The organism is Lyngbya sp. CCY1209 (assembly GCF_035615495.1).
Classification (GTDB): domain Bacteria; phylum Cyanobacteriota; class Cyanobacteriia; order Cyanobacteriales; family Microcoleaceae; genus Limnospira.
This window is the reverse complement of sequence record NZ_JAJENU010000224.1, coordinates 1-4,152: the sequence shown is the minus strand read 5'-3', so window position 1 is coordinate 4,152 and position 4,152 is coordinate 1. Positions and strand designations below refer to the sequence as shown.

The 4,152-nt window shown below is 56.9% G+C and carries 3 protein-coding genes; 2 read left to right on the top strand and 1 reads right to left on the bottom strand.

The genetic code is table 11. From position 1 onward, the window contains the following. Window positions 1–229: 229 nt before the first annotated feature. A complete protein-coding gene (locus LKE08_RS04910; protein ID WP_324703078.1) occupies window positions 230–352 on the bottom strand; it encodes a hypothetical protein in 123 nt (40 codons plus the stop codon). A 19-nt stretch (window positions 353–371) separates the two neighbouring features. Between LKE08_RS04910 and LKE08_RS04905 the strand changes: the two genes are divergently transcribed. Next, window positions 372–974: a DNA-3-methyladenine glycosylase gene (locus tag LKE08_RS04905; RefSeq protein ID WP_324703077.1), complete on the top strand. Its 603-nt coding sequence runs from the start codon at window positions 372–374 to the stop codon at window positions 972–974. 75 nt (window positions 975–1,049) lie between these two features. Continuing rightward, on the top strand, window positions 1,050–4,079 hold the full coding sequence (locus LKE08_RS04900; protein WP_324703076.1) for a UPF0182 family protein: 3,030 nt from the start codon (window positions 1,050–1,052) through the stop codon (window positions 4,077–4,079). Window positions 4,080–4,152: the final 73 nt, after the last annotated feature.

Sequence of the window (4,152 nt, the reverse complement as noted above, 5' to 3'; positions counted from 1 at the left end):
AAATTCCCCAATCATCTTTAGATGATTTGAGCTATTAGCTTGGGAATTGATTCCCAAGCGGTCTGGATGTCTCACCCCCCGCTCCCCCTGCTCCCCCCGCTCCCCCCGCTCCCCCTGCTCCCCCTGCTCCCCCCGCTCCCCCCGCTCCCCCCGCTCCCCCTGCTCCCCCCGCTCCCGACTCCCGACTCCCTAATACCGACTCCCTAATACCGACTCCCGACTCCCCAATTTAGTGTGCGGAACCGTTGCCGTGATAGTCGTCAGTGTCGTAGAAACCGTTCTTAGTTCCGAAGAACAGGCAGGCGACGCTGAAAACGACGGTCAATCCGACCAAAATTAATTTGATGTCCATAGTTGAGGCGATCCTCCAGATGAATTCATTACCACTCAATCGGATTGTAGACGCTTCCGAGTTGGCGCGTCCATCTCCCGAAGTGGCGCCCGATCTGTTGGGTTGCACGTTGGTGCGGCGGATGCCGGACGGAAGCGAGATCCGGGGTGCGATCGCGGAGGTGGAAGCCTATGAGGCGGGCGATCCGGCCTGTCACGGTTATCGGAAGCGGACGCTCCGCAATGCGGCGATGTTCGGGGAGGCTGGCCGCAGTTACGTTTATTTAATATATGGGATGTATCATTGTTTGAATATCGTGACCGATCGCCCCGGGATGGCCAGCGCGGTATTGCTGCGGGCACTGCACCTGACGAGTCCCCCCGAGGAAATGATCCCGACTTCCACCCGCCGGGAAAAACCCCACCGCCTCGCCGCCGGCCCCGGAAAACTGTGTCGGGTGCTGCAAATCGATCGCAGCTTCGACGGCTTGCCATTGTCTCCCGAGTCTTCTCTGTGGCTGGAACGCCGCGATCAAAATTTCGACGCCGAAATCGTCCAAACCACCCGCATCGGCATTTCCAAAGGCACCGATCTCCCCTGGCGGTGGTATTTGGCCGACTCCCCGGCCGTCTCGAAAAAATAGGGTGTAGGGTGTAGGGTATAGGGAGGTCAGGGCGCAAGCCTTGCGCCCCTACAATCTCAAATCTAAAATTGCTCAATGGCATTCAAACGCTGGGCTTTCAAAGCTATCTTGTTCCTGTTGGGAGCGTGGCTCATCTTCGATCTCGTCACCCGGGTGGTGGCGGAATACCTGTGGTTTGACGAAGTGGGCTATCTGTCGGTGTTCGGGCGGCGGCTGCTGACCCAAGGGACGCTGTGGATAGTCGGCTGCGGGACGAGTGCGGCGTTTTTGTTCTGGAACCTCAACCTCGCCAACGAACTCCGCTACGAGCCCTTCCCCCGCTCCCAACACCGTTTCCAGGATTCTCTGTTTGAACCGATACCGCCGGAAACCCCGCCCGCGTTGAATTTGAGCTGGCTCCTATTTTTAGTTCTGGGGCCGGCTTTGTTGCTGGCGATGGTTTTGCTGTACTACAGCCGGGAATTTTTTGCCGATTTGAGTTGGGATCTCGATCGCTCCCCGGCTTTCAAAGATCTCCCAAATCGATTTGAGTTCGATGGCTTCTGGGAAATATTGCTGCAACAACCGATCGAGTGGTGGCAAGTTGCGATCGCCCTGATTCTGGTCGTGGCCATCGTGATTCGCCCGCAACTGTCCCTGAATGCGATCGCCCTGTTTTTCAGCGTCGGGTTCGGCTGGATTCTCTCCCAGCACTGGATCGAAGTCCTGGCCTTCTTCAACCCCACGCCGTTCAACATCAGCGAAGATCTCTTCAACCGAGAAATCAGCTTTTATATTTTCACCCTCCCCGTCATTCACCTGCTGGAGTTTTGGCTGTTCGGCCTATTTTTGTGTGGCTTAATTTCTTGCAGCCTGATCTACCTGCTGTCGGGCAACAGCCTCAGCCAGGGGCGGTTTCCCGGTTTTTCCCAACCCCAACAGCGTCACCTGCACGGGTTGGCGGGGATCTTCATGCTGTGCATGACCCTGCGATACTGGCTCAACCGCTACGAGTTGCTTTATTCCGAGCGGGGGGTGGTGTTCGGGGCGGGTTACACCGACATCATGGCCCAGGAACCGGCCTATCGCCTCCTGTCGCTGCTGTCGCTGGGGTTCGCGCTGTTTTTATTTTGGCAGGCGTTTTTCTCCGTGCGGGCGATCGCACCTTATATCGAGTATGGCTTGAAAACTCTGGGTTGGCGTCGCAGGAGGCGGCGTCCCCGCCGGCGGGCTAAATTGTTCGCCGACAGCTATTCCCTGCGGACGATCCTGGCTTGGTATCTGGTGATCGCTGTTATGGTGGGATGGACCTTACCCGCGATCGTGCAGCGGTTGGTGGTTCAACCCAACGAGTTAGAGCGGGAAGAACCCTACATCGAGCGCAGCATCAAGTTTACCCGACAGGCGTTCAATTTGGACGCGATCGAAGTCCGCACCTTCGACCCCGACGCCGAACTGACCTACGCCAACTTGCAGGACAACGACCTGACCATCAACAATATCCGCCTCTGGGACAAGCGGCCCCTGCTGCAAACCAACCGCCAACTCCAGCAAATTCGCCCCTACTACGCCTTTTTGGATGCGTCCATCGATCGCTACACCATCCTCAAACCCCCGGAAAGGCGGACTCCGGGCGATCGCACGGAAAAACAGCAGGTGATCCTCGCGGCTCGGGAGTTGCAATACAGTTCGGTACCCGAAAAAGCCCAAACCTGGGTCAACAAACACCTGGTCTACACCCACGGCTACGGATTCACCCTGTCCCCCGTCAACACCGCCGCCGAGGGGGGACTGCCGAGATACTACGTCAAAAATATCGGTCCGGCCGCACGCTTCAACCCCGATACTACCCTGGAAGTCGCCCCCCGGATTCGGGACAGCATCCCCATCGGGCAACCCCGCATCTACTACGGCCAACTGACGGACATCCCCGTGATGACCTCGACGCGGGTGCGGGAGTTCGACTTTCCCTCCGGGGACGAGAACGTTTACAACATCTACGACGGCGACGGCGGCATCCCCCTCAATTCCGTTTGGCGGCGGCTGTTGTTTGCCAAGTATCTGCGAAATTGGCAGATGATTTTTACCCGCAATTTTCTGCCTGATACTAAAATTCTGTTCCGTCGCCACATCCCTGAACGGGTGCAAGCGATCGCGCCATTTTTACGGTATGATGGCAGCCCCTACCTGGTCGCCGCCGACGCCGATTTGGGGCGGGATCGTTCCCGGGAATCGCCTCCGGAGGGAAAATATCTCTACTGGATTTTGGATGCCTACACCACCAGCACCCGCTACCCCTACTCCGACCCGGAGGGAACCGAATTTAACTACATCCGGAATTCGGTCAAAGTGGTCATCGATGCCTACAACGGTTCCGTCAAATTTTACTATCTCAGTGAACCGCAAGATCCCATTTTGACGACCCTGCGACGGATCTTTCCCGATTTGTTCGTCCCCATCGAACAGATGCCGAGATCCCTTTACGGACACATCCGATATCCCCTAGATCTGTTCGGCATCCAGTCGGAGCGACTGCTCACCTACCATATGCAAGATCCCCAGGTGTTCTACAACCGAGAAGATCTGTGGCGGGTTCCGACGGAAATCTACGGCAACACAACGCAATCGGTGGAACCCTATTATTTGATCATGCGGTTGCCGACGGAAGAGACGGCGGAGTTTATCTTGTTGCAGCCCTTTACCCCGGCGAGTCGGATCAATTTGATCGCCTGGTTGGCGGCGCGATCGGATGTGCCGCAGTACGGGAAATTACTGCTCTACCAGTTCCCGAAACAGCGTCTGGTGTTCGGCCCGGAACAGGTGGAAGCCCTGATCAACCAGGAACCGGAAATTTCGGAGCAGATCTCCCTGTGGAACCGCCAGGGTTCGCGGGTGATTCAGGGCAATCTGTTGGTGATTCCCATCGAACAGTCTTTGTTGTATGTGGAACCGATTTATTTGGAAGCCACAGAGAACAGTTTACCGACGTTGGTGCGGGTGATCGTCGCTTACGAAAACCGCATCGTGATGCGATCGACGTTGGATGAATCCCTGCGGGCCGTGTTTGAGGCCGACCCCCTGACAACTCCGGTTGTGGCCCCGCCGACGGAAGTGGATATCCCGTAACCAATCCCCGCGAAGACAGCGACGGGGCTTTCTAGCCCTAACCTGTTACTCTGTCTCGCAGAGAGCAAGACAG